General features: G+C 38.2%; 2 protein-coding genes. Both read left to right on the top strand.

The annotated features are described in order from the left end of the window. On the top strand, positions 1 to 1,797 hold a 1,797-nt coding region (gene typA, locus CP367_RS10290; protein ID WP_098043565.1), incomplete at its 5' end, for a translational GTPase TypA. Between the two features lie 99 nt (positions 1,798 to 1,896). Beyond that, a partial coding sequence (locus CP367_RS10285) for an FtsW/RodA/SpoVE family cell cycle protein (protein ID WP_098043564.1) occupies positions 1,897 to 2,799 on the top strand: 903 nt, incomplete at its 3' end.

Raw genomic sequence — 2,799 nt, 5'->3', positions numbered from 1 at the left:
CACGTTGACCACGGTAAGACTACCTTGGTTAACCAATTATTGAAGCAATCTGATACTTTGCCAGAACACATGAATCTGGAAGATCGTGCTATGGACTCAAATGCCATTGAACGTGAACGCGGTATTACTATTTTGTCTAAGAACACTGCTGTTAAGTATAAGGATACTACTATCAACATCTTGGATACACCAGGTCACGCTGACTTTGGTGGGGAAGTAGAACGTGTTATGCACATGGTTGACGGTGCATTGCTTTTGGTTGATGCCTATGAAGGTCCAATGCCACAGACTCGTTTCGTTTTAAAGAAAGCTTTGGAAGCTGGCGTAAAACCTATCGTTGTTTTAAACAAGATTGACCGTCCAGGCGCTCGTCCTAAGAAGGTTTTGGATGATGTACTTGAACTTTTCATCGAATTAGGTGCCAACGATGAACAGCTTGACTTCCCAGTTGTTTATGCATCAGCTTTGAATGGTACTTCATCATATGATCCAGATCCAAGTACTCAAAAGGAAACTATGGATCCAATCTTTGATACCATTATTAAGAATATTCCTGCTCCAGTAGACAACTCTGATGAGCCATTACAATTCCAAATCACCATGCTTGATTGGGATGACTATGTTGGTCGTATCGGTGTTGGTAGAATTTACCGTGGTAAGGTTAAAGTTAGTGACAACATCACTGTTATGAAGCGTGATGGTTCAACTCAAAACTTCCGTGTTACTAAGTTATTTGGTTACTTTGGCTTGAAACGTAACGAAATTAAGGAAGCTAAGGCTGGAGATATTATTGCCATTAGTGGTATTAATGATATCTACGTGGGTGAAACTATTGCATCAGCTGAACATCCAGAAGCATTGCCACTTCTTAAGATTGATCCACCAACTCTTCAAATGGACTTTGTTGCCAACGATTCACCATTTGCAGGTCGTGAAGGTGATCAAGTAACTCCTAAGAAGCTTGAAGATCGTTTGATTCGTCAAACTCGTACCGATGTTTCTTTGAAGGTTGAACCAACTGATCAATTGAACGCTTGGACTGTTTCAGGTCGTGGTGAACTTCACCTTTCAATTTTGGTTGAAGAACTTCGTCGTGAAGGCTTCGAATTACAACTTTCACGTCCTAAGGTTATTTACCGTGAAATTGATGGTACTATGTGCGAACCATTTGAATCAGTACAAATCGATACTCCAGATGAATATGTTGGTTCTGTTATTGACTCACTTTCACAAAGAAAAGGTGAGATGAAGAATATGGAATCAACTGGTAATGGTCAAACTCGTCTTGAATTTTTAGTTCCATCACGTGGTTTGATTGGTTACAATAATGAATTCATGTCACAAACTGGTGGATATGGTATCATGAACCACACCTTTGAAGCATATAAGCCAGTAGTAAAGAACTGGAACCCAGGTCGTCGTAATGGTGCATTGGTATCCATTAACCAAGGTCAATCAACTACTTACTCACTTCAATCAGTAGAACAACGTGGTGAGTTATTCATCGGTGCTGGTGTTGAAGTTTACGAAGGTATGATTGTTGGACAATCATCACGTGAACGTGATATTGCTGTTAACGTAACTAAGGGTAAGAACTTAACTAACACTCGTGCTGCCGGTAAGGACCACGCTGCTGCTATTAAGACTCCTAGAACGTTGACTCTTGAAGAAGCTATCGAATTCTTAAATGATGATGAATATTGTGAAGTAACTCCCGAATCTATTCGTTTACGTAAGAAGATTTTGAACACTTCAGAACGTCAAAAGGCTGATAAGAAGCGTAACCGTGCTAACTAAGATAGTTTAATAAATTTTAAAAGGTCGTCACTTGATAGAAGTGATGATCTTTTTGTTTTATAATGAAAAAAGTATTATTTAGATAAAGGGGCAACGCTTGTGCGTCGAAAATTACGTTATCTTAATTACCAGATTTTTATTCCCTATCTTATTTTAGTAGTGGTTGGGATAATTTTGGTATATTCAGCTAGTTCAGATATTTTATTAGTTAATGGATTTAAGCCAAATGTCTATGGGATACGGCAAGCAATCTATGCTATAGTAGCTTTCTTTTTGTTTGGGATTCCGTTTTTTGCATTAAGAATCAAAGTATTTAAAAATCCAAAGTTTGTAGGGGGATTTTTATTAATTTGTATACTTATGCTAGGATGGCTAGTATTTCTACGTTTTGCTCATGGCAGTAGTGCGGCAGTTAATGGTGCTGTAGGTTGGATTAACTTGGGCTTTATCAATTTGCAGCCACTAGAAGTTACTAAATTGGCTCTGGTCATTTATTTGGCATATGTACTAGACAGAAGAGATGGAAAATTAGTCAAGGGTAAGATCAAACATAATTTGTCACACCCAGCAATTTTGGCGGCTTTTTTAATGTGTTTGGTTATTGTTGAACCTGATTTTGGTGGGACAGCAATTTTATTTATGATCACTTTAGTAATGTTTTCAGTATCAGGGGTTCCAACTAAATTAGCTTTAACTTGGTTAGCTGGGATTGTGATCTTAGTGGCAGCTGTATTTTTTATTGTAGTTGCCTGGAATCCTGGATTTTTACAAAGAAGTTATCAATTCCAACGACTAATGTCGTTCTTGCATCCCTTTGAATTAGAGCAAAAAGGTGGGGCCCAGCTAGTTAACTCCTATTATGCAATCCACAATGGGGGATTATTTGGCGTAGGACTAGGTAATAGTATGCAAAAGCGAGGTTACTTACCAGAGCCGTATACCGACTTTATTTTATCCATTACAGCAGAAGAAGTAGGTGTGATTCTGACAATTTTATTGGTT

It is taken from the genome of Lactobacillus sp. UMNPBX16 (genome assembly GCF_002553775.1).
GTDB classification, from domain to species: Bacteria; Bacillota; Bacilli; order Lactobacillales; family Lactobacillaceae; genus Lactobacillus; species Lactobacillus crispatus.
The sequence above is the reverse complement of the archived record's forward strand: the minus strand, read 5'-3'. Positions and strand labels throughout refer to the sequence as shown.